23 protein-coding genes, 1 pseudogene and 1 riboswitch are annotated in these 24,014 nt (G+C 37.1%); of the genes and pseudogenes, 2 read left to right on the top strand and 22 right to left on the bottom strand.

The annotated features are described in order from the left end of the window. Positions 1–152 precede the first annotated feature (152 nt). From ACQKOF_RS09860 to ACQKOF_RS09830, 7 genes are all read right to left on the bottom strand, one after another. Complete coding sequence (locus ACQKOF_RS09860) at positions 153–1,979, bottom strand: peptide ABC transporter substrate-binding protein (RefSeq protein ID WP_427556075.1); 1,827 nt, start codon at positions 1,977–1,979, stop codon at positions 153–155. Positions 1,980–2,130: 151 nt separating this feature from the next. Beyond that, positions 2,131–3,195 (bottom strand): dipeptide epimerase, encoded by a 1,065-nt coding sequence (locus tag ACQKOF_RS09855; protein ID WP_427556072.1) that lies wholly within the window; start codon positions 3,193–3,195, stop codon positions 2,131–2,133. A 23-nt stretch (positions 3,196–3,218) separates the two neighbouring features. After that, positions 3,219–4,013, bottom strand: a complete 795-nt coding sequence (locus ACQKOF_RS09850) for a M55 family metallopeptidase (RefSeq protein ID WP_427556070.1) — start codon at positions 4,011–4,013, stop codon at positions 3,219–3,221. Then, entirely contained in the window at positions 4,010–4,702 is a 693-nt protein-coding gene (locus tag ACQKOF_RS09845; RefSeq protein ID WP_427556068.1) for a M15 family metallopeptidase, read from the bottom strand. Before ACQKOF_RS09845 ends, ACQKOF_RS09850 begins: the two co-directional genes overlap by 4 nt. A 542-nt stretch (positions 4,703–5,244) precedes the next feature. After that, positions 5,245–6,288 (bottom strand): P1 family peptidase, encoded by a 1,044-nt coding sequence (locus tag ACQKOF_RS09840; protein ID WP_427556065.1) that lies wholly within the window; start codon positions 6,286–6,288, stop codon positions 5,245–5,247. A 1-nt stretch (position 6,289) separates the two neighbouring features. Beyond that, on the bottom strand, positions 6,290–6,988 hold the full coding sequence (locus ACQKOF_RS09835) for an aspartate/glutamate racemase family protein (protein WP_427556062.1): 699 nt from the start codon (positions 6,986–6,988) through the stop codon (positions 6,290–6,292). Between the two features lie 219 nt (positions 6,989–7,207). Further along, positions 7,208–7,489, bottom strand: coding sequence for a hypothetical protein (locus tag ACQKOF_RS09830; RefSeq protein WP_427556059.1), 282 nt, complete (start codon positions 7,487–7,489; stop codon positions 7,208–7,210). Between the two features lie 276 nt (positions 7,490–7,765). Between ACQKOF_RS09830 and ACQKOF_RS09825 the strand changes: the two genes are divergently transcribed. Then, positions 7,766–9,160 (top strand): alanine/glycine:cation symporter family protein, encoded by a 1,395-nt coding sequence (locus ACQKOF_RS09825; RefSeq protein ID WP_427556057.1) that lies wholly within the window; start codon positions 7,766–7,768, stop codon positions 9,158–9,160. 58 nt (positions 9,161–9,218) lie between these two features. Here ACQKOF_RS09825 and ACQKOF_RS09820 read toward each other — a convergent pair whose 3' ends face one another. The 15 genes and pseudogenes from ACQKOF_RS09820 to ACQKOF_RS09750 all read right to left on the bottom strand — a co-directional run bounded on the left by ACQKOF_RS09820 (position 9,219) and on the right by ACQKOF_RS09750 (position 23,291). After that, the gene (locus ACQKOF_RS09820; RefSeq protein WP_427556054.1) at positions 9,219–11,180 is read right to left on the bottom strand and encodes a methyl-accepting chemotaxis protein; all 1,962 of its coding nucleotides are present in this window, start codon (positions 11,178–11,180) and stop codon (positions 9,219–9,221) included. A gap of 273 nt (positions 11,181–11,453) precedes the next feature. Beyond that, positions 11,454–13,133 carry a methyl-accepting chemotaxis protein gene (locus ACQKOF_RS09815; RefSeq protein WP_427556051.1) on the bottom strand — a complete coding sequence of 560 codons (1,680 nt, stop codon included), beginning with the start codon at positions 13,131–13,133 and terminating at the stop codon, positions 11,454–11,456. 800 nt (positions 13,134–13,933) lie between these two features. Beyond that, on the bottom strand, positions 13,934–14,734 hold the full coding sequence (locus ACQKOF_RS09810; protein ID WP_427556048.1) for an ABC transporter ATP-binding protein: 801 nt from the start codon (positions 14,732–14,734) through the stop codon (positions 13,934–13,936). Between the two features lie 12 nt (positions 14,735–14,746). Further along, on the bottom strand, positions 14,747–15,523 hold the full coding sequence (locus ACQKOF_RS09805) for an ABC transporter ATP-binding protein (protein WP_427556045.1): 777 nt from the start codon (positions 15,521–15,523) through the stop codon (positions 14,747–14,749). Between the two features lie 11 nt (positions 15,524–15,534). Then, positions 15,535–16,344, bottom strand: a complete 810-nt coding sequence (locus ACQKOF_RS09800) for an ABC transporter permease (RefSeq protein ID WP_427556042.1) — start codon at positions 16,342–16,344, stop codon at positions 15,535–15,537. A gap of 1 nt (position 16,345) precedes the next feature. After that, the gene (gene nikB / locus ACQKOF_RS09795) at positions 16,346–17,299 is read right to left on the bottom strand and encodes a nickel ABC transporter permease (RefSeq protein ID WP_427556127.1); all 954 of its coding nucleotides are present in this window, start codon (positions 17,297–17,299) and stop codon (positions 16,346–16,348) included. 75 nt (positions 17,300–17,374) lie between these two features. After that, a complete protein-coding gene (gene nikA / locus ACQKOF_RS09790) occupies positions 17,375–18,985 on the bottom strand; it encodes a nickel ABC transporter substrate-binding protein (RefSeq protein WP_427556039.1) in 1,611 nt (536 codons plus the stop codon). A 357-nt stretch (positions 18,986–19,342) separates the two neighbouring features. Next, positions 19,343–19,541: riboswitch (cobalamin riboswitch) on the bottom strand. A gap of 157 nt (positions 19,542–19,698) precedes the next feature. Beyond that, positions 19,699–20,224 (bottom strand): annotated as a pseudogene (locus ACQKOF_RS09785) (DUF1572 family protein). A gap of 166 nt (positions 20,225–20,390) precedes the next feature. Beyond that, complete coding sequence (locus tag ACQKOF_RS09780; protein WP_427556036.1) at positions 20,391–20,828, bottom strand: hypothetical protein; 438 nt, start codon at positions 20,826–20,828, stop codon at positions 20,391–20,393. A gap of 15 nt (positions 20,829–20,843) precedes the next feature. Beyond that, a complete protein-coding gene (locus ACQKOF_RS09775) occupies positions 20,844–21,296 on the bottom strand; it encodes a hypothetical protein (protein WP_427556033.1) in 453 nt (150 codons plus the stop codon). After that, positions 21,289–21,807 (bottom strand): RNA polymerase sigma factor, encoded by a 519-nt coding sequence (locus tag ACQKOF_RS09770; protein WP_427556031.1) that lies wholly within the window; start codon positions 21,805–21,807, stop codon positions 21,289–21,291. The genes ACQKOF_RS09775 and ACQKOF_RS09770 overlap by 8 nt, the downstream gene beginning before the upstream one ends. Positions 21,808–21,915: 108 nt before the next feature. Further along, positions 21,916–22,524: an SCO family protein gene (locus tag ACQKOF_RS09765; RefSeq protein ID WP_427556028.1), complete on the bottom strand. Its 609-nt coding sequence runs from the start codon at positions 22,522–22,524 to the stop codon at positions 21,916–21,918. A 104-nt stretch (positions 22,525–22,628) separates the two neighbouring features. Next, a complete protein-coding gene (locus ACQKOF_RS09760) occupies positions 22,629–22,751 on the bottom strand; it encodes a YvrJ family protein (protein ID WP_082337366.1) in 123 nt (40 codons plus the stop codon). A gap of 87 nt (positions 22,752–22,838) precedes the next feature. Then, complete coding sequence (locus ACQKOF_RS09755) at positions 22,839–23,063, bottom strand: DUF2922 domain-containing protein (protein WP_427556025.1); 225 nt, start codon at positions 23,061–23,063, stop codon at positions 22,839–22,841. A 12-nt stretch (positions 23,064–23,075) separates the two neighbouring features. After that, positions 23,076–23,291, bottom strand: a complete 216-nt coding sequence (locus ACQKOF_RS09750) for a DUF1659 domain-containing protein (RefSeq protein ID WP_427556023.1) — start codon at positions 23,289–23,291, stop codon at positions 23,076–23,078. A 120-nt stretch (positions 23,292–23,411) separates the two neighbouring features. On the opposite strand from ACQKOF_RS09750, the gene ACQKOF_RS09745 reads away from it, so the two are divergent. Continuing rightward, complete coding sequence (locus ACQKOF_RS09745; RefSeq protein WP_427556124.1) at positions 23,412–23,840, top strand: DUF2621 domain-containing protein; 429 nt, start codon at positions 23,412–23,414, stop codon at positions 23,838–23,840. The last annotated feature ends 174 nt before the right edge of the window (positions 23,841–24,014 follow it).

The raw sequence follows: 24,014 nt of genomic DNA, 5'->3' as shown, positions 1-24,014 counted from the left end.
CCTCCTTCTTCAGAAAGACAGAAGGAGATGCCGACTTGTTTTTTCGGTATCTCCTTCATCAATACTCACCGCTTATGACTTTTTTTGAATGTAGCAATGATCCTAATATTTATTCCAGCATTAACTGCCCTAATGCCCGATTGTTTCAACTATCATTTCGCTGCTTTAGCTAACGCATCCGCACGTTCTTGCTCCCACTTCGCTAAAGCTGCTTTAAACTCATCGTTACTCATTGGTTTGTCTAAAACTTGCTGACCTTTAAATTTCTCGGAAGTCACACCAAATGGAGAATATTGAGCTTCAAATGGATTTAATTTAGAAGCAACATAGCCGCTCCCCCCTACTGAATAAGGGATGACAAATGCCTCATCAATTAAGAAGGCTTCTGCTTTGGCAAACAGTTCGTAACGTTTTGCTGTATCGATCGTCGTCTTTGCTTCGTCCACTAAGTTTTGATATTTTGATTTTCCGTTTGCTTCTGTATAACCATCAGCTAGCTCCGGTTTATTATAAGTACCATCTACAGTGAATGGATCCGTATACGTTGATGGATCAGCATAGTCTGGACCCCAGTTTGCTTCGAGTAATGCAAATTTACCAGGTTTACGAACCTCTGATAAAAAGCCTGTGGATGGTCCGGCCTCTATGATAATATCTACAAAATCAGTACCTAATAATTTTTCAATCTGCTGTTCAACCACTTGTGAACGATTTGCCCAATCTGGCATACCTGAGTTATAAGGCATTACCACTTTTACTGGGAAAGTTACTTTTCCTTCTAGAGCTTTTTTCGCTTTTTCCTTGTACTCCAATGCCTTCTCCTTGTTGAAGGAGTCGTTATTTGAAATATCAGCTAATGGTGCTAACTGTGTATAGTCAACCCCATCCACATTGACAAAGTTTTTAGGAGTAATCGTGTTGCTAAGCAAATCTTTTGGATTATAAGGTTCTAAAGTTAGCATTGCAGATACACGGTCGAGCGCATGGAACAATGATTTTCGGAAATCTTTATTATTAACCGCTTTTTTCCAATTGTCAGGCTCGTATTCTGCATCAAACTGCGGGTTAAAGTTTAATGCATAGAAATACGTATAGAAGTTATTTTGTGTTTGACGAATTTGTGATTTTTTCTTATCATCTTTAAACCACTCATCAATAATAGAAGTTGGTATACTAGCTGAATCGACTTCTTCTCGTAAAAATAATTCCGGTGCCACTGTAGCCGCTTCTTTATTGTATTTATAGCGAATACGATCAATCAGTACATGGTCTTTATCCCAATACTTATCATTTTTCACAAGTACTCGCTCATTTTGCGGTTCAAATTTATCTAAAATATAAGAGCCGTTATAAAGGAAATTTTCACGAGTTGTACCAAAACTATCACCTTTTTCCGCTAAAAACTTACCATTAGCTGGGAAGAAGCAGACATAGTTCAACATAGAAAGGAAATAAGGTGTAGGCGTTTCTAAAGTATATTCTACTGTATGTTTATCTATCGCCTTTATGCCAACCTTCGTAAAGTCTGTCATATCACCGTTATAGAAGGCTTCCCCATTTTTTACGACCGTAGCAATCCAAGCTGTTGATGATTCATTTTTTGCATCAAGCACATAATGTAAGCCATCTACAAAATCTTGGGCAACAACATCCGCATACTCTTTACCGTCATGAGTAACCCATTTTGCATCGTCACGTAGCTTGAACGTCCAAACTGTAGCATCGTCATTTGATGACCATTCTTTGGCTATGCTTGGTTGTACAACACCATACTTATCATACTCAATTAATCCATCGACCAAGTTCGCAGCCATAGCAAACTCATTGGTTTCAGAGGTCTTTAAGTAATTTAACGTCTTTATTTCCCCTGAATAAACCACGCGATACTCAGATTTTTTTTCACTTGAAGAATCATCACTACAGGCTGCACAAAGCATTACAACAAGACACGCAAAAAGCACCCAATACCTTTTCCTCATAAGCATCCCCCTAGTAATCTTTTTTATCTACATAAAGTGACAGTTAAAAACCCAACTATAGCGAAAAAAAAAGTGAGAGATCAACTATCCATAAAGCCAGATTTGTTCTATTTACATGACGAACCCCCACCCTGATTAAAGCAACACTTTACTATGAAAATCCAATTCCAACAGCATCCGTCATCCTAATTCGATCATTTTCAAATATTGGACCACCTGCAATAGGATCTTTCAAACATAAACTTGGTCCGTCTAAATCTACCATCGTAATATTTTTCTGTGATGCGGCAAAATGTGCAGCGGCACTAACGCTAATTTTTGTCTCTAGCATACAGCCGATCATGCATGGTATGTCGTTCGCCTCTGCAATGTGGCAAATTTTTTGCGCTTGATAAATACCTCCTGTTTTCATGAGCTTAATATTAATCAAATCCGCAGCTCGCTTTTCTATAATTGTATAGGCATCTTTTGCAGAGAAAACACTTTCATCCGCCAAAATATTTGTCAATGTATTAGCGGTCACAAATTGCATTCCTACTAGATCATGGCAATGAACAGGCTGCTCCACCAATTCAACATTCGCACCTGCATCTTCAAGTGCACCAATAATTTGTACAGCTTGCTTCGGTGTCCAGCCTTGATTTGCGTCAACTCGTAATGTTATAGCGTGTCCAACTGCATCACGAATAGCGACAACTCGCTCTACATCACCTGCTGGATCTTTCCCCACCTTGATTTTTAATATTTGAAAACCACGCTGTACGGCGGCTATACTATCCTTCACCATTCCTACTGAATCATTTACACTTATCGTAATATCTGTTACTAATTCTTTCCGATAGCCCCCTAACAATTTATACAGAGGTGTTTGATAGTGTTTCGCAAACAAATCATAAATCGCCATATCTACCGCAGCTTTTGCACTGGTGTTTTGATAAATACTGCTGTCAATGCGAACCATGATTTCTGTCAATTCTTCAATATCCATCCCGATAATGGCTGGCTTTATATACTCTTCGATAGCGTGCGAAATAGACCCTAGTGTTTCACCAGTAATGGCCGCAGTCGGTGCCGCTTCACCGATGCCTATTTGCCCATCATCAGCGTGGACATAGACGGCAATATTGTGAATGCTATGAACAGTTCTTAAGGCTGTTTTAAACGGTGTTATAAGCGGTGCCTCTACCTTCCCCACGACAATATTTTTAATTTTCATCCATCCACCTACCTTTTCGTGACTTATGTTAAGAACTGTAAAATCCGAAGAACCTCATAAAAATCATCCGTTACGAATTCCACTGTATTATGAGGTTTAAACGTAGCATTCGGATAGAAAGAATTTCGATAAGCTCGTGTATGATCACGATAAATGATTTCCACTTTAAAGCGTTCAGGTAATGGGATTTGTAAATCTTCACGTGACACCTTCATCGAGTCCTCAACAAGTCGTTTCGTTTCTTTCATCGTCAGCTGTGGACTTACACTAATGGTTGCATTCCCTATCCCTTCTTTCGTGGCAAATGTGATGATGTTATTATTGACAGATTGAATTTCCTCTGTTAATCCCACATCTCCACTGACAAACGAAACTGGAACACCATGTAAAGCAGCCGCGTACGTATTAATTAAAAATTCACTCGCGTACTCCCCATTAATTTTCACATCCGCAAAAACACACAGCGTATGCGCTAAAGGATTACGTTCACTTCCTCCTTTACTGTGATAGCCAATAAAAATTGCGCGATCAAAGCTCTTATCAAGTCCCGCAACCATACACATCGGGTCATACGTCCAACCACGAATGACCTTGCAGTTAACTGGTAAATTAGAAATATCAAGATTACGTGCTGAATCATGAGCATCCTTTAGTAAAATTTCGGTTGCTCCACCAAGAATAGCCCCCTCTATAGCGGCCTCTACTTCCTTTGTCATTTGCTTTTGGAAAAACTGATAATCTGGCGCGTTTAGCTCCGTCTCACTCCAAGCTGTTGTGCCAGTAATCCCTTCAATATCTGCACTAATATAGACCTTCATAGAAATCGAAACTCCTTTACTTTTTTGTCTTGGATCATTGCTTCTACAGCCCCATAACTAGCTTCTTGTGCACCTACACGTCTTGCCCATGAAACATTATTAAAATCGAAATGCCACCATTCCTCTGAATAATTCGTAAAGCCAACCATTGTCATACAGTTATATAGAAGACGTCGATGAACACAGGCTTCCCAATCTTCCTCTGGATGTTGTTCAAAATAGCGTGTCGCAGACTTTTCGCTGATTTCATCAAATGCTGTACCTAAATTTAAAGCATTGCCGTCTACATCTCCTAGTGTCACATCAATCGCTCCACCTGTTAAATGAGGCGCAAAATGAGCATGATCAATGCTAGGAAACGCAACATACTTTCGCGTTTCTCTTTCAATCTCTTGCTCAGTTAAATGCGGAAAACTCTGTGCTATTTGCTTTGAAAAACTCGTAAACAAAAATTGCTGCACTTGGAACGGACGATAACCATCATATAAAATAAGGCTATAATTTTTAGACAATAATAATAGCGCTTGTGTTAATCGCTCATACACACTCTGACGTAAATAAATTGCTTGTAGACTGTTTGGTATTTTTTGATGATAGTAAATTGGGTTAACATAAATCCTCGAATGTTCTTCTCCGATTTGAATGAATGGCTCGCCATTTTCACGAATTGCTGGCGTTGCGTCCCTCATTGAAGTTTTATTTACCTCAATAGGATGAAAAACAGCGTCATGTATAGTACACACCTCCAATTTCAGGTTTTGATAAAATTTTCCGATAATTCAGTTTTTAATGAATGTATCATACCTTAAATTTATTGACCAGATAAAAAAAGAAATATTACAGAGTAATAGCTATTTTCTTCTTTTCAAACAACATACGCCAAATAATTGATGCAAGAAGTCGAAAAACAATGTTTCTTCACCTATTTAAGAATTTTATTCATGAATGGGATAGAAGATTACCGAAATATAATAAAAAATGACGAATTTAAGACTCTTCAAATTAAAGCTCTTCACCATAACGTGTGGTTGATTTCCGTTCCGACTGGGCGCTTTCCTGGGGGCGTCCGATGAGCCGCTTCGCTTCGCTGCAGGGTCTCATCTGTGACGCTAATCCCCAAGGAGTCACCCAGTCTTCGCTCCAATCAACTAATCTCGCTTTATTATAAAAAAACCTCCATTTTGATATTAATCAAAATGAAGGTAAATTCTTCTATTTATTTTTACCATAATTAAAATTGATAAGCTTCAACTTTATGTTCATTTCGACCAATTGTAGTCTGTGCCTGTGAAAGTGAATTTAAAATGGCTTCCTCGGTTGCTTCTGCAGCTGCAGCAAATAATCGATTCATGATAGGGTGATCCTCACGTAGTTGTGTACGTGTTTCAACAAGCTGATCTGATTGATGTGTGATATGATGTGCTGTTGTAAAGCCAATGACTATATCTCCGCTGCCATGTGAAAAGTGACTTCCTGTTCGCCCTAGACCGATACCACAACGTTTAATGACACGTGTCAGTTGACGACTACTAAGCGGAGCATCAGTGGCAAGTACGATGATAATGGATCCATCTGTCGGAGATAATGTTGACTCACTTTGAATGTATGAAGCATGATATTGATATGCTAGAAATTCTGAGCTTTGCCCGAAATTACTAAGGACCATACATCCTACCGTATAGTTCGTTGACCCATGTGTCACGATGCGGGAAGATGAGCCAATCCCACCTTTGTAACCAAAACACATCATTCCTTTTCCTGCACCAACTGCCCCTTCCTCTGCAGTTTCATTTGACGCCTTGCGAATCGCCTCTACAGCATGCTCAGGTGTGATAGGACATTCTCGAATGGAATTTAAATAACTATCATTACATTCCCCAACAACAATATTAATAGTTCCTGTCGAATGACCTATTTCACTATTCATATCTAGCATAAATTGCAGCGTTCCCTGTGTTACAGCTGGAACGCCAAATGTATTCGTTAACATAATTGGTGATTCAATAACCCCAAGCTCATTGACCTGCACGAGCCCTGTCGTTTTCCCAAAACCATTTAGCACATAGCTTGCAGCAGTAACCTTTTGCTGAAATAAATTGCCTTCATGCGGTAAAATCGCAGTTACTCCTGTACAAGCATAAGCGCCATCTTGATTCATTTTCTCATCAAGCGTTACATGGCCTACACGCACGCCAGCTACATCGGTAATACAATTTTTCTCACCAGTTGATAACGTTCCAATGACGATCCCCATTTCTCGAGCTTTTCTTGGCATATTAGTCTCCCTTATGAATCGCCATATTTACTGCAGCCTGTGCATGTAAAACTGTTGTATCAAAAACAGGTACGTTTACATCTTCCTGTTTAATAAGTAATCCAATCTCTGTACAGCCTAATATAATTCCTTGTGCACCCGATTGCACAAGGTTCCCAATCACCTGTAAATAATAGTCCTTCGATGCTTGTTCAATTTTTCCCAAGCATAATTCTTCATAGATGATACGATTGACCGCAGTGCGCTCCTCAGCAAGTGGAACAAGCACTTCAATGCCAAACTCCTCTACCCTAGCTCTATAGAAATCTTGCTCCATCGTGTACTTTGTCCCAAGAAGGGCAACTTTCTGTATACTAGCTTTTTCTATTTGATTTGCTGTCGCATCGGCAATATGTAAAATTGGAATAGTGATCTTTGCCGCAATGATATCAATAACTTTATGCATTGTATTTGTACAAATGACTATAAAATCTGCCCCTGCACGCTCCAGAGATTGCGCCGCCTCTGCAAGCACTTGCCCAGCCTTCTCCCACGCTCCCTCAGCTTGATATTGCTCGATTTCTTGAAAATCTACACTATACAAAATACATTTTGCTGAATGTAAGCCTCCTAATTGTTGCTTTACCTTTTCATTCATCAGACGATAATACTCTGCAGAAGACTCCCAGCTCATTCCGCCAATCATGCCAATTGTTTTCACAAAAATTCCTCCATTTATTTGGCTCATTATCATAACGTAAGGTTGATTTCCGTTCCGACTGGGCGCTTTCCTGGAGGCGTCCAGTCGGAACGGAAATCAACTCATATACTTGACATATGTTTTAACAAACGTTATACCTACTTTTGGTGATGAACCTTTAATTTTAATTATTATACTAAAAATCCCAGGATAGGTAAGGGAATTTTCAAAAAATAAGCTTTAAACCTCTTTTTCCATTTCTTCAGCTTTTCTTTTCAAGAATAGTAAATATCTTATTAATAAAATGGAGATGAGAGAAACAACACAATTTATACCAATAAAAAATAAACTAGCGTCCTTAAAATCAATGCATATGGAATACACAAAGCCCATTACACCACTAATGATCAATACAACAATAGATGGAAACTTAGGGAATAAAAAAGTGATAATTCCTGCAACTATCATAATCACCATAACCATCAGCAGAAAATGCCAATATAAAAGAAAGTAAAATGCCATACTTAACCTCCTTTTCATTACACATGCATTTTTCTATTACATCATTATATTATTTTCTCGCTGTAAAGTTTCGACAAATGGTTCATCACAATAATCTATTTCTATTTTAAATGTATAAGTAAGTCCTTCACTGCACTTACATTTAAACTAGATATTTCAACTATTGGAAAATATTTTGTAATAAAATCATTTTCTAAAATTCAGTATTTTCAAAAAGTGGATATATTACAAAAAAACAGTGTAAACTGAAGCGTATTGAGATTGGAGGTAAGTAAAATGGAATGGATATCGAATATTGTAAATGATACTAATAGTATTTTATGGACATATTTCATTATCACATTGTTATTAGCTGCAGGATTGTATTTTTCCTTTGGCACAAAGTTTGTGCAAATTCGACTTTTCCCTGAAATGTTTCGTTTAATAGTGGAAAAAAGAGAGGGAGATTCAGGTGTTTCTCCGTTCCAAGCCTTTACGATTAGCGCAGCCTCACGTGTAGGTACTGGGAATATTACAGGTGTTGCATTAGCAATTGGAGTAGGCGGACCTGGAGCAGTATTTTGGATGTGGATTATCGCCATATTAGGAATGGCGACTGCCTTTATTGAAAGTACGCTTGCACAGGTGTACAAGGTAAAGGATGGAAATACGTTCCGTGGTGGACCAGCTTATTATATGGAAAAAGCGTTAGGCCAACGAAAATTAGGAATCATTTTTAGTATTCTTCTAACGTTAAGCTTTGGCTTTATTTTTAATGCTGTACAATCGAATACGATTGCAACTTCTGTAGGTGAGGCATTCCATATTAAGCCTTATATCATTGGTATTTTGTTAGTTGTGTTAACAGCCATGATTATTTTTGGTGGCGTACATAGAATTGTAAAAGTTACGCAAGTACTTGTACCCGTGATGGCGATTTTCTATTTAGCCGTAGCCCTTTTTGTTGTTGTGACTAATTTTTCTGAAATACCTGCTGTTTTCAAGCTGATTTTCACAGAAGCGTTCGGTCTTCAGGAAGCCGCTGGTGGAGCGATTGGAATTGCTGTTATGCAAGGTGTACGCCGTGGCTTATTTTCCAATGAAGCCGGGATGGGTAGTGTCCCTAATGCCGCAGCTACAGCTAATACTTCACACCCAGCAAAGCAAGGATTGGTGCAAAGCTTAGGTGTATTTTTCGATACAATTATGATTTGTTCTGCAACAGCGTTTATCATTATTTTAGCGGGTCTATATAATACAGGTGAAAGTGATGGAATTGTTCTTACACAAAATTCCCTAGCTGTACATGTAGGTGCATGGGCTCCTTACTTTATCGCTATTGCTATTATTTTCTTTGCCTTTAGTTCCATCGTTGGAAATTACTATTACGGTGAATCTAATATTGAGTTTATGAATGCTCATAAAGGCTGGATGTTTGTCTACCGTATTTTAGTTCTTGTTATGGTGATGTTTGGTTCTCTTGCTCAGGTGCAGCTTGTTTGGAACTTAGCAGATCTGTTCATGGGATTAATGGCTATAATCAATATTACAATCATCATATTACTTGGCAAAATCGCCTTCCTCGTATTAGACGACTTTACAAGGCAAAAGAAAACCGGCAAAAATCCTGTATTTTATGCAAAGTCAATTCCAACATTGAAAAATACTGATTGCTGGGAAGAAGATCGATAATTATTCAAAAACGCCATTCCTCAAACGGAATGGCGTTTTTTTGTTATGGCTGATTCTATTAATATTTAAATTGACTAATTAGCTGTTTAAGCTCGTCTGCCATATGCGCAAGAGCTTGTGCAGAAGCATTAATTTCTTCCATCGAAGCTAATTGTTCCTCTGTAGACGCTGCAACATCCTCTGAGGCTGCTGCATTTCCTTTTGCTGAGAATGCCAAATCTTCCGTAACAGCTGTCACCTCTTGTACACTTGCTGACATTTGTTCAGAGGCTGAAGATACCTCTTCCATTTTAGGAGTAATTTTATCCATGCTTGCTTTAATCACTTGGAATTTCGTGATCGCTTCATCCGATACATGTAGACCATTTTGTACATCCTCTGTAACTTTTGCCATGATGTTTACAGATTGTTCTGTTTCTAACTGAATGCCATGGATTAGCTCGAAAATTTGTTGTGCAGATTCCTGTGATTGCTCAGCTAGCTTTCTTACTTCATCAGCAACAACTGCAAAGCCTTTTCCATGCTCTCCTGCTCTTGCTGCCTCAATTGCTGCATTTAGAGCAAGTAAGTTCGTTTGATCTGCAATACTTGTAATCACATCTAAAATGGACGTAATTTGTTGAGAGCGTTCATGTAGCGTTTGAATTTTCGTGTTTGAATCGGTCACCGATATATGAATAGATTGCATTTGATCTTTTGTATTTTGGACTGCCTGTCCACCTTCGTCTGCTTGTAGCGTTGCATGCTGTGAAAGATCCGTCACAGAAGAAGAGATCTCCGCGATATGAAGAATGGCCTTAGAAAGTTCCTGTAACGATTCTGCATTCTTATTGGCACTCGTCGTTTGCGAGTCTGCACTCGAAGCAACATCTTGAATCGAAATGGCCACCTTTTCTGTCGCTGTGCTCGTTTGAGTGGCATTGGCTGTTAGCTCTTCTGCCGACGATGCTACCTCTTCAGCATTTTGTTCAATTTTTTGAATAAGAGTCCTTAAACTGTCTTGCATATCGTTAAAGGCTTGTCCTAGCTGTCCAATCTCGTCATGAGAAGTGATTGTCACTTTCTCTGTTAAATCACCTTTACTAATGGTTACTGCACTATCCTTTAGTAATCTAATCGGTTTTATAATTGCCTTCATGACAAAAAAGAATACAATCGAACTGATTACAATCGCAGCAATTAGTACGAGAAACGTTTTTTTCAAAATGGATGATGCTGATTGGTCAATTTCCTTGGCAAAAATTGTTCCTGTGATTTTCCAGTTTGTCAGTTCATTCGTTGTAAAGAACATAATACGGTCATCACCGTCAAAGACATAATCATACGTACCAGATTTGCTGTCATACATTTGATTGAGGAAGCTCTCGTTTAATTCCTTACCTGCTTCTAATGTAGGATGTGAAATGACCAAATTATTGTCACCAAAAATAGAAGGATATCCATTTTTTCCGATACTAATAGAGCTTGAGACTTTTTGAAGGTTTGTCAATTTTATATCAATTGCCACTACCCCAGATTGATCCTTTACCTGACGAGCAATTGTTACGACCATATCTCCAGTTCCAGCATCTATATATGGATCCGTAATTAAAACTTCCCCCTTTAATGCTGTAGCTTTTTTATACCAGTCTCGTTCCAAAAGATTATATTCGGCGTTATTCGATTTTGGTTCTAGAAATAATGATCCCCCATTTGTTCCAATATAAATGCTCAGAACATCCGGATGCAGCTTTATATATTGTTGAAATTTTGTATGTACTGCAGATCCCTGCTGTTCATATTTAGAAGAATCTATTTCCTCGCTAAATACATTGATGTCGTTTGTTTTTTCACTAATGGTATTATCAATTAACGTATTTAAAATTTTTACACTTTCATTTGCACTAAAAAGTATTTCATCTTTTATCGAATTTTTTGCTGAAAGATACGATAAGCTTCCTACAGAAATAACTGGGATTAATAAGATAAGAGCAAATAATGTATAGAGCTTACCCTTAAAGCTTCCAAATAATCGTTTCATGCAACAGCTCTCCTTTTGTCTTTACTAGTTCTTAAAATGTGTTTTGTCCAATTTTGTGGTTTTTTTAGACTCAAAGAATGCCCCCCAGCACACAACCTCCCCTTCTGATTAAATTTTCTTCCTATGTTTTTATCGGACGAAATACTTAAATTCAAACACCTTTTTTCATTTTTTTGATTTTCTCGACATAAATCGAGCTCTCCGCGCCACTATCCACTAAACATAGAACCCCTATGAATCATTCTTTATGTATGATTCATAGGGGTTCTTGTGTCAGTATTTAAATGTTTGAATGGATTCTTGTAAGTCAATCGCCATTTTTGCCAAATGTGTAGAGGCTGCCGCTACTTCTTCCATCGCTGCATTTTGTTCCTCAGAAGATGCTGCAACACTTTGAACATTGCTACTCGATTTCATGGATACTTCGCTAATGTAGTCAATTTCTTTTACAAGTTTCTCAATATCTTGATGGATCGTTCGAATAGCCGCTGTAACTGATTCGATTTGAGCTTGCACATCATTAATGGCATCGTCAATTTGTATGAAATTATCTCTTGCCACATTTACTTTTTCACGACCAACCATTACTGAATCATTACTACTGATCATGTCTTCCTCGATAATTCTTGTATCTTCAGTAATTTGCAAAACAACCTTTTCAATATCTACTGCTGCTAAATTCGATTCATCTGCTAGCTTTCGTACCTCTTCTGCCACTACGGCAAACCCCTTGCCATGTTCGCCGCTTCGTGCTGCTTCTATAGAGGCGTTAATAGCCAATAGATTTGTTTGGGTAGCAATATTTTTAATAACATTGACTGCTGAGACGATTGATGCTGTATTTTCATCTAAGTCTTTAACACGTGTACTTAGTTCTGCTGTATTATCCGCAATTTCATTCATCTGTTCAATAACATTGCGAACTGAGGAACGTCCTATGCTAGCCATATTTTTAGTTTCTACAGTTGCATCGTTAACATGATCAATACTCGTTGATATGTCATTCATTTTTTTCAAAATGTGTGAGGATAAGTTTCGTACATCACCTGTCAATGTATCCTGTTCTTCAAAACCATGTGCAATATCTTGGATCGATTCTGAGACAACTTCTGTTGCCTGTGTCACTTCTACACTACTCGCAGTGAGCTGCTCTGAAGTTGCTGCTACCTGCTCAGATGAATTAGCGACATGCTTCATCGTATGTCTAAGCTTTTCTGACATCGAATTAAAAGAAACTGCCAGCTGTGCAAACTCATCTTTTGTTTTAAATTGCAGGTGCGTTTGTAAATTACCATTTGAGAAATTGTCCATTTCTACTACAGTTTGTTGAATATTTTTCGCTACTCTTCGCCCAAAAACTGTCGCAATAATAATGCTTATAAGTAAAGAAACTATTGCTAGTACAGCAATTTCTTTACCACTTCTGTCGCCTTTTTGCTTTGTAGCCTCTATACTCGCCTGCATTTCGTTCTGCTGAGCAGTTGCCATCATTTTCCCAAACTCAACGAGCTTGAGAGAGCCTTTTCCTAAAACTGGTAATGTCAACTGCTGGGCTTGCTGTTTTTCACCACTTTGAAAAAGCGGTACAATTTGTTCATCTATTGGTTTTTCCCATGCCTCTAACTGCTTTAAAAACTGTTCAAAATCTACATTTTTATGTCCGAGTTCTTCAATACGATGAATGGATTTATGTAAGGTATCTCGTATTTCAAGATGATTGTTGAGCATATCTTCTTTCCCATATAACATATACCCCCGAATGGCTGCGTTTGCCCGAACCGTTTGGAAGGAAATATCATTATATAAGTTGATTAATTCTGTGTTTTTTTCGATTTCTGCAAGTGTGTGTTTATTGTCATTTAAATAATACATTGCAATACTAGTGATTAGTAATAGAAATAAAAATATTATACCAAAAGCAAATTGCAGTTTTCGTTCTACCGTTAATCTCATACGACTCCCTCTATTCTACTATTTACATTAACTCTCTTGATTATAGCCCGGATATGCCTATTATCCTATAATAAGTGCGCCTTTTATCATGAATTAACTCTAAAATTTTACAAAATTAAAACACATCTCCAAATGTCTTGACTTCTCTAAATTTTATACAGCAAGTCTCTCAACCTTAGGTCCAATGCCTAAAGCGATTTGATTTCCGTTCCGGCTGGGCGCTTTCCTAGGGGCGTCCGATGAGCCGCTTTTGTTGCTGACGCTACGTTAGCACTACGCTTTCGCACAGAAAACATCCGCTTGCGCTGCAGGGTCTCGGGCCAACAGATGTTTTTTGCGTGAAAGCGAAGCGGCAGCAGCACCGATGTTGGTCACGAAGGCATTATCACAGGATGTGATGGTTTTAGCCTTCGTTCCTCTATCGCTAATCCCCAAGGAATCGCCCAGCCTCCACTCCAATCAACCTATTTACATGGAATACATATCAAAAAATGGCATCTCAATTATTTAGCGATGTACTAAAAAAGTCTATTTATAAATAAGAGACATATTTTCAATAATGTTCAATTCTACTGATTGCATTTTTTAAAAGTGGTGCTATTCATATTTAAGCCCTAATGATTACATAGATGGTAATGCAAATTTAATGTTACTCATAAGATTTATGTACGGAATCAATTGCTAATGACCGTACACAGCAGGAAGCCTTTGAAATTGCAATATTGATTGACGAAAATACTTCGATGTACCAGCTTTTTTTGCATAGAAGAAGTCAGCAAAAAAATCGTAGCTATAATTGGCTACGATTTTTTATGTTGTCTGTCTCTGGGATGTACAGGCAGAATAGCGTTGTATAGTTCAAGCGAAGCATGATGTTTAAATGATTCGTCCTTGTTTATTTCCTCAACAAGCCGACCTTTATGCATCACTAGTATTCTATCTGATATAAAGCGTGTTACATGTAAATCATGAGAAATAAAAATATAAGATAACTTCAGTTGCTTTTGTAACGATTGAAGTAGTTGCAATATATTTTTCTGTAAGACCATATCGAGGCTACTGATAGCTTCATCCAACACAATTAGTTTTGGGTTTATAGCAATTGCTCTGGCAATATTTACGCGTTGCTGTTGACCTCCACTAAGCTGTGAAGGATATTTAATAGCAATATTGCTTTCTAATTCGACACAGTTGAGTAGCTCCTTGACCTTACGTTGCCTTTCGACTTTGGAAAAATTTTCAAAATTAAGAAATGGTTCTTCTATTATTTCTGAAATAGTTTGTTTTGGATTAAAGGAGTTAAAACTATTTTGAAAAACAGCTTGTAAATCTCTTCGAATCCCCTTTTTGTCTTTAGAGCTAGCTTGATATAAATTCACATTATTAAATCGTACAATCCCACTCGTTGGATTCTCTATGCCCAAAATTATCCGACCTAATGTACTTTTTCCTGAGCCACTTTGACCGACTATTCCTAAACATTCGCCTTCCTGAAGTGAAAATGTGACCTCTTGTAATACTGGTATTTCTAGTTCTTTTTGTATAAATGACTGCCTCTGATTATAGTACTTCTCAACATTTACCACTTCTAGTAGAGCCATCTTCTACCACCTCTAAAAAGTAATTCTCGATTGTAAAAGTTTTTTTGTATACCAATGCTGTGGAGCGTCAAAAAAATCAAAGACATTCGCCCGCTCAATGAGTTCTCCCTTATACATAACAGCCACTTCATCAGCAAGTTCAGCAATAACGCCAAGATCATGTGTAACAATAATAATCGCTGCATCGGTTTCATTTCGAATTTGATTGAACAATGTTAATATTTTCTTTTGATTGACTGTATCAAGAGCCGTTGTAGGTTCATCGGCAATGTATAATGTAGGCTGCATCGCAAAAGAAAGAGCAATCATGACACGTTGCAGCATCCCTCCACTCAATTGGAAAGGATAATACTGTAAAAGCTTTTCTGGATTAGGTAAATTTACTTTATCCATTGCTGAAATAGCTATCTGTCTTACTTCTTTTTTATTCATGACGTAATGTGCTTTTAATGTTTCCCGAAAATGCATTTCTAATGTTTGATTACTATCAAACGCTACCAATGGATTTTGTGTAATCATCGATAAATGCTTTCCTCGATAATCTCTCAATTTTTCTTTTGTTACAGATGTTAAATCAATATTTTGATATAAAATTTGGCCCGTCGATTTCGCCATAGCCGGAAGAGATTGCATAATTGCATGACATAACATCGACTTACCACTACCACTTTCACCGATAATTCCCAATATACGGCCTTTATATGCGGTTAAATTTATAGAAGATAAGATTTCCTTTTCATCTATTTGCACAGTTAAATCTTTGACTTGTAATAAGATTTTTCTTTCCATAGCTATCCCTTTCAATGATCAACTTGCTTGTTAGGACTAGACAAAATATTAAATAATAGGACTACGATGATTATTGCCACACCTGGATAAAGCATAAGTTCAGGATGTTGTCGAATATACTGTTTACCTTCACTTATCATCATTCCCCACTCAGGAGTAGGAGCTTGAACACCTACACCAATAAATGAAAAGCCAGCAATTTCTAAAATTACTTTTCCTAAATCTAAAGAAATAATCGTCAGCATCGGCGCCATTATATTTGGCACGAAATGGCGTAGGATTAACTTAACCCCTGAAGTTCCACTAATTTTAGCAGCTTTTATAAACTCTTTTTCATTAACGCTTATAAATAAGCCTCTTAAAATTCTTGAATAATAAATAGTTTGAGTAAAAATAAGCGCCAATAATACATTTCTTAAGCTTGGACCCAAAATACCTAGCAGTCCAAATGCAAGAACAAGCGTTGGGAAAGCTAATAAAATATCACAGATACGAATAAATAAATAATCAATGATTCCTCTCTTGAAAGCTACTATTGCCCCTATGCATATAGCAAAAAAGCTTGCTATTAATTGAATGAATATAGCTGATCCTAAAGAATAGCGAATACCCAACAGTATACGTGAAAGTATACATCGCCCTAAATGATCTGTGCCGAAAGGATATGCCCATGATGGAGCTAAAATCTTTTTAGACACATCCACCAAAAAAGGATCATTCGGCATGATCAAAGGAGCAAAAAGCCCCAACAGCCCAATGAATGTGAGTGAAGCTATACTAATCAATTGTTTACCGTTTAATCTTTTGTGCAATTTAATCACTCTACTCTCTCCCCCTCACCATCATTAAATGAGGATCAAGAACTCGATGTAATATATCTGTACATAAATTAGCAAAAACATAAATAATAGCGATTATTAGAACATAACATTGCACAACTGGATAATCCCTATTAATAATTGATTCTATTAAGTAGCGACCTAAACCCGGCCAGCTAAATATCTGCTCTACAATAACAGCCCCACCCAATAAATTTCCAAGTGTCATACCAAGCATCGTCGTTAGCGGAATAGCAGCATTTTTGAAGACATGTCGACTGAGAATAACAGATTTTTTTAACCCCCGTAAATGTGCATACTGAACATAATATTTTTGTAATTCTTCTATGACGCTTGTACGAATTGACTGAACAAACAATCCAATAGTGGGTAATGCCAAAGATACTGCTGGTAAAATTATATGTAAAATAGTCCCTTTACCATTTGTCGGGAAAATGCCTAGCTTCAAACTAAATAAGGATAGAAGAAAAAAACCTAACCAAAAAGTTGGGATGGATACACTAATAATGGATAATAAGCCTATAATCTTATCAAATACGGAATTTTTATAAAGAGCACTTATAATACCTAGAGGAATACTAAAGCCAATAATACATACAAATGCAGCTAGGGCTAATTCAAAAGTTGCCGGTAGTTTTTCTAATATTTCTTGGGCAACGGGTAATTTACTCACAAACGATGTACCAAAATCGAAGTGCAACACACCTTTTAGCCATATAAAATATTGAATCAACAAAGGTTGATCAGTGCCCAATTCCGATCGTAGCGCCTGTATTGCTTCTGCCGTCGGTGTGATTCCTGACAATCTAAGTATTACTTCCGCTGGCTCTACTGGAACAAAACGAATAAATAAGAAGGTCATGATTGAAACCCCTAGTAAGACAAATGGTAATGTAATAACTCGTTTTAGGCAAAAAAGCCAAGTTGATTCGTACATTTCTTTCATCACTTCCCAAGTCTTCATAGTGCAAAAAGAGAGGAGTCAGTTTAGACCCACTCTCTTTTCATTCTCTTACTTTAAATCCATTTGAGCATAAGGAATATCATATTCAGATGCACGAGGGTTAAAATCTTTCATATTTTTATGGTATATAACGGTATTCGTTTCATATGAAATTGGATAGAATAATGCTTGGTCATGGAACATTGTTAAAATATCTTTATACAATTGAACACGTTCTGCTTCATCAGTACCAATTAATAATTGATGTATTTTGTCATCAATTTGTACTACGTTATCTAGGCCTAATTTTGCTTCATAAACGCCATTTGCATTCGGTGTTGCTGATTCGTTTGCGAAGCTGTGTGGGTCTGTTGGCGGACCGTTTGTACGCCAGAAATTAATATCTACTTGATTATCCATCAATTTTTGGAGCCCTACCATAACATCAGCGCCTTCAAGGTTTAATTGGACGCCTATTTTTGCTAATTCCCCTTGCATTAATTCTGCCATAGGTTTTTGGATGGCATCCGTTGCAATATAAATTAAATCTAATTTAAGAGGTTGCCCATTTTTGGAACGGATTTTATCACCTTTTTGTAATGTCCAACCTGCTTCATCTAATAGCTGCTGGGCTTTTTCTGGATTGAATAGGATTGTTTTTAACTCAATATTGGCATATGGAATAGCATCCCAAAATAGCGTATTGGCAACTTTTTCTGTACCATGGGTAATACTTTCAACCATTTGTTCTTTATTAATAGCATATTGAATAGCCTGACGTACTTTTAATTCTGCTAATGGTCCAGATTGTGTGTTAAACAGTAATGCACGTGTAGATAAAGGCTCAGATGTAGCCGTTTTGTATTTACCGCTATCTTTTAAGAAAGTGTAGTTATCTAAGCTAATAATGCCACGACCATAAATTAAATCTAATTCTTCATTTTCAAATGCCAGTGACATAGATTCTGAATCAGGAATAATTTTCACTTTTACTTTGTCTACCAGTGGCTTTTCACCCCAATAATGTTCATTGCGGCTAAAAATTGCATATTGATCTTTTTTGTATTCCGTTAATACCCAAGGACCTGTTCCAATCGGAGCTTTAATACCTTTATTAGTTGCATCTCCCTCAGGGAATCCGTTATCCTCTAAGAAGCGAAATGGTCGAACAAACGCCAATTCGTTTAATACGGGGTAGTAGGGTGCATCTAACTGTAAACGAATTGTATAATCATCTTCTTTCACAACATCTACAATATGATTCACCATCCCCATCCAGGAGTGTGTTTCACGATCTGCTAAAACTGCTTTAAAATTACGAATAACATTATCTGCATTAAAGGCTGTCCCATCAGAGTATTTGACATCTTGTCTAAGATGAAATATGTAAGCTTTTTTATCGTCAGAGATTTCCCATCTCTCTGCTAATTTCGGGGATATTGTCCCGTCATCGTTATACTCTACCAATGATTCATACACCATTGCTTGCGCAGTCATTTGATTTGGTAAATAAGTATGCGGATTTAAAGGCCCTATATCTAGCGGCCAGCCAATTGTTATCATTTTTCCTTCGTTATCTTTTGTTGTACTTCCATTACCTTCATTCGAGCTTGAACACCCTGCTAAAATGGTTAACATCAGTAATAGAATGAAAGGCAATAAATTCTTTTTGAATAACATTAATTTTGCTCCTGTCTATTTATTGATGCTAGAAAGAAGATTGATATATTATTATACTTCTCCACAATACTTCTAATTTAAAACTCATAGCATTCGGGGAACGCCGCTAAAACCCGAAATTCCGCCGCTAACCAAACAATTTGTCTTGCTAATTTCGTATAACAAACACTACGAGGTTTCAAAGTTGTTTTTGTATTAAATACATAAAACTATGCTCTCTCTTTATTCGCACCTCACTTTGATGTAAACTACTAAGATTAGAAAAAAGCATAAAAAAATCCTTATTCCATATGAATAAGGATAGAAAAACTCATCATTAAAAGCCTTCCATCCATCTCCCTATCTTTCGTAGATCTACAATGAATCTTATTACAAGCAGGCATTCTGGCTTATGAATCTTCATTTTGCTTCACCTTCCCAAGTACTTACTTAGTGGTATTTTTTGAAACAAAACTCCTCATTTACAGCTGCGGGACAGCATGGGATTTACACCCATTTTCCTTTTAATTGAGTGAAAAATTATTTTTCACCTAAAACTTGTAATGGTAATTATTAAATTTAATAATAAACATAACACGCTTCAAAGACACACGTCAATTTTATTTTCTGAATATAATAAAGTTTCGAGATTTTTAAATGCTTTTTTATTTTAAAGATAGTTATGTACATTCCATCAAAAAAAGCCATCTCATACTAGTGAGACGGCCCCATTTCTATTGTTGATGTTTTTTTACCATAGACTCAGTATAAGCCTGAGATTGTCCCTTTGGAATACTTAATGTTTGCCACTCAGTGCCCTTTAGTTGCTTAGCGATGTAAACGATTTGACCGACATGTTGTGAGTAGTGGGACATCTGTCTTTCGATAGCATCTATCACGGAATGCTGTTCTCCTCTTATCGTTACAAACCCTTGTAAATCAGCTTCCGTTAATCCTTGTAAAGACTTGCCAGCCCTTTCCCCATACAGTCATAACCTCTTCTTTTGACTGAAGGCTATCGGTAAATTCATCATCACGATTTCTCGTTGCTTTCTCACCATCTGTCGTTAGAAAGTCTGTCCATCTCGACATCATATTACCACTTACATGTTTTACAATCACTGCGATACTGTTTGAATCTTCATTATACGCCCAGTGCAATTGGGCCACTTCCAGTTGGACGAGTGTTTTATCGCCTAGCTCTTTGACACTTCTAAATCTTTTTTGGACAACATTTAAATACGTTTGCGCTACCGTCATTGTTGAACCCCCATCCTCTTTTCTACTATTTTAATATAGACAGAATGAGATGTGCCAATTTGGTAACTAGTTGTTGACAAAAATAAAGTAATACATACTCACTGGGGGGTTCTTTATCACCACTGATTGCTAAGCCTTCACCAATCCAGGCAGTTTATCTTCCACCTTACTTCTTTGCTTTCGATGAATTTATGTGCGGGATAAATTCTCTTACAAGAGTAACCATTTTTTCTTGTGCTTCCTGTTGATCACCATTTAATTGATAGCCTATTTGATATACATAGCCATTATAATACGTATAAAACTCATTGGCTCTTGTACTCATTCGATAAATGCGCTTGTCTGCCTCATCATAATTATAATATACATACGCGAAACCTTTATCTGGTGTCATCGCACGATCATACAAAGGATTCATAAAATTCAAACCTACATTCGTGATTTCCCCTGAAAAGTGCTGACTATCTTCCGTAATGTTATAGTTTACTAAAGGATTATGATTTACATTTGTTACCGTCAAATTAATATATTGACGATCCACTCCAGTGAGAAACTTTTCTTTATAACTAAATTGAAATTGCTTTTGCAGGGTACCATCTTGCATCTCTGATGTTACCGCTTAGACCTCCTGTAAATTTGATTTAAATGGAAGATTTTCAGGATCTATTAGATTGACAGCATTCTCCATAGTAGCCGCCACTGCTTGCATAGCCTCGAAGTCCTGAAGTGGTGCATAAAATTTGATATTTTCGCGGTGATCTAATCGATCTGCTATTTGAAAAAACTGACTGAACGTTGTCTTTGTTCCTTCAACTTCTGTTTGAAATAAATCGGTGAATGATTGTTTTTCTTCTTCATGAAGTATTTCTGTCGTTACATGGTCAATCGGTTTCGAAGCTTGCCATGCAATAAATAGTAAGAGAGAGCATGTCATCAGGACGGCCAGTGCACGATACGGCCAAAGTTGCTTTGAAGGATACGTCTCTTGCTGAACTTGTTGTCGAACCTTATGAATGATTGCTTCTTTATGAGCTGAGACATCCTTCAATACGTGCATTGTATGCTTATCCATGGAAAAGTACCTCCCATTCAATATGCTGTAAGTCTACTTTTAATAATTCCTTCCCTTTCTTTAAACGAGATTTCACGGTACCCTCAGGAATTGTCAGTAGCTCTGCTATCTCTTTGATCGTCATTTCCTCCAAATAAAAATAGACAATTGCTTCACGTTGCTTTATTGGTAACCGTAAAATGGCTTCATCTAAAAGAGCTTGTTCATCTTGACGAATGAGTGTATTTTTTAAAACAGTTTTTTGTTTAGCAAAAAAATTATGCTGAAATGTAATTTTTCGATAAGCCCAGCTTTTTAAGTAATCCTTACATTTATTAATGGTCATGCGTGCTAAATAAGCCTTCATCTCCCCTCTTTCTTCATAATACTTTTGGTGATGATAGAATTTAATAAATACATCTTGAACAATATCCTCAGCTATTCGTTGATCTTTCGTATAGTAGTAAGCGATTCGAAATAAATGTTCTGTATGTAGTTCCATTAGTTGCTCTAAATATTCGGTATCAGTCAAAATCTTTCCCTCCTTCTACACTATAAACGAGGCTAAAGTTATAAAAGATTAATTTTCCTCCATAAAAAAACCGTCTCATCATTAATTGAGACGGTTTCCTTTTATCCATTATAAATTTTCATCAACATATGTTTCTATATCTGATGCAATTGTGTCAATTGGTACATCCTCGATATTTTTAGCAAACCCTGTATACATTTTTACGATTACGCCATTTTTATCGACTAAGAAAAATTGATTCCCATGGATCACTTGGTCGGTGTTAGGATCATCTTTGACGATTATTTTTGTTGATTTCACAGCGAACTGCTCGATATATTTTTGTGAATAACCAGTAAGTAGATTCCATTTTGATTCATCTGGAACATTATATTTTTTCAAATAATTAGCTAATACTTCTGGTTTATCTACGTCAGGATCAACGGAAAACGCAACAATATTATAATCTTCCACACCTTTTTTCTTCAGCTTTTCTTGAACTTGCGTCATATTAAAGGACATTGGTGGGCAAATCGATGTACAATTTGTGAAAATATACATACCAATCCACGGTTTTCCTTTTAAACTCTCTAAAGAAACTTTTTCTCCGCGTTGATTGACATGTTCAAAATCTGGTAATTCCAAGTTATAATCTGCTTTAAATTTTGTATTTCCACACGCACTAAGCACTGCAGCTAATACACAAAGTAGAACAAGCCCAATTATTTTTTTTCTCATCTCTAACACGCTCCCTACTTACACTACCCCCATCCTATCGTACGATGTAAATATTGACAAGGACACTCAAGTGACAGCTTTCTTACATCTTTGTGAAATCGATTTCACTTTAATGAAACAAGTGCATCATGAATTGCATCTAATTTAACTTCTACTCGGTGCAATAAATAAAACGACACTAAGATAGGAAAACCGATATCCGATATCATGTTTAACCACTGTTCCATGTTGGCCCCTCCTTCACTGCTAGCTAAATAAAACTGATATTGCTGAAAATGGTCCTTGCAGTACATTCTGCAAAGACCATTTCTTGGTTATTCGATCTCTAAATCAAATTCTGTTACTTGTCGATCAACAATGCGAGCCCCACTCATCGCAATCAAAGTACCAGCTTGTCCATCAAAAACGTTTTTAGCGATGATTGTTTGCATTACCTGTTGAATTTCTTCCGCTGTTACCTTTTGCTTCGGTGCATCAATCGCAAATGTTGCCGTTTTCCCTGCCGCTGTTTCAAATTGCAGCTCTAAAACTTGTGTCATAGCTTTCCCTCCTTAGGATAAATTTGTTGTTTCTTGTTTTACAATGCTGTCTAGTGCGTGTGAAGATAGACTTGCAATGGCATATGCTACCTCTACTAAATCCTCTGCCGTATGCGAGCTGTTTAAATTGCGGTACGTTTTTGTTGTGAACATGGGCTCGTTTTGAGCATTGTGTCCAGCGACATACTTTAAGCGCAGTGTAGCACCTACGAAATTGACTTTTGCCATGAGCGTCACCTCCTTCCTACACAATATATACGGACTTATTGCTAAATAAGGGACATTTAGGGTGAATTTTTTTATGTAAGCTTTTATAATAGAGTGAGAGAAGGCAAAGAGGTGAACGATTTGTTAAGTGGTTGGTTTTTATGGTTTATCCTATTTTGGGTAGTTGTACTTATTTCATTTATGGCGATAGGTGGATTTTTTATGTTCCGCAAATTTTTAAAGGCATTACCGAAGCAGGACGGTAAATCCGATTTAGATTGGCAAGAGTATTATTTAGATAAAACCATTCATTTATGGGGACAACCTGAGAAAGAGCTTTTATATGAACTTGTAAGCCCTGTACCTGAGCTATTTAGACAAGTAGCAAAGGAAAAAATTGCAGGAAAAATTGGGGAGCTTGCTATAGAAGAAAAGGCATCTGCGATCAACCATGATTTGATTATTCGTGGCTATATTCAAGCAACGCCTAAGCGTGACCATAAATTTTTACGCAAAAAATTAGAGGAAATGCAAATTAACATCGCCCCATATGAACATCTATTTGATTGATGGTACGCTGCACACTAATTTGTGCAGCGTTTTCACTTCCTTAGTTAAGTTTTATCATTTTATTTTTTCAATAAGTTTTTCTTGGACTCTATCCGTCGATTTGTTTTCTATCCGTCACTTTGGCTCTTCTTTCCGTCGCTTTTGCCTCTCATTCCGTCGCTCGGACGACTCTAT

The organism is Lysinibacillus sp. NPDC093190, assembly GCF_050280425.1.
Taxonomy (GTDB): domain Bacteria; phylum Bacillota; class Bacilli; order Bacillales_A; family Planococcaceae; genus Lysinibacillus.
Note: the sequence above shows the minus strand (reverse complement) of the source record. Positions and strands in the feature narration are given on the sequence as shown.